The organism is Bittarella massiliensis (ex Durand et al. 2017), assembly GCF_017566145.1.
Taxonomy (GTDB): domain Bacteria; phylum Bacillota; class Clostridia; order Oscillospirales; family Ruminococcaceae; genus Bittarella; species Bittarella massiliensis_A.
On the sequence record NZ_JABFCL010000158.1, the window covers coordinates 1 to 227 of the forward strand.

Below are 227 nucleotides of genomic sequence, written 5' to 3' on the forward strand. Positions count from 1 at the left end.
TCCTTTGCGTACGGATGAGATTTGTCCGGGTTTAGGAACAGGGTTACAAACGGCGACTGTCCGTTTGTCGTCATCAGGGTATTGATCTGATACTGGATCGTCTGTACACCGGATCTCAGCTCGTCCTGAAGTCTGTCGTCCGCAAGCTGCTCCATCAACTCTTCAGAAAGGACTCCTGTATATTTCTCCCTGTATTTCTTCATATATTTCTCGTGGCTTCTGTGCAG

The 227-nt window shown here is 48.0% G+C and carries 1 protein-coding gene; it reads right to left on the reverse strand.

Going from position 1 to position 227, the window contains the following annotated elements; all coding sequences use genetic code 11:
• Positions 1–203, reverse strand: a 203-nt coding sequence (gene nrdD, locus HJY11_RS13860; RefSeq protein ID WP_368041623.1) for an anaerobic ribonucleoside-triphosphate reductase, incomplete at its 3' end; no start/stop codon positions are given.
• Positions 204–227: the final 24 nt, after the last annotated feature.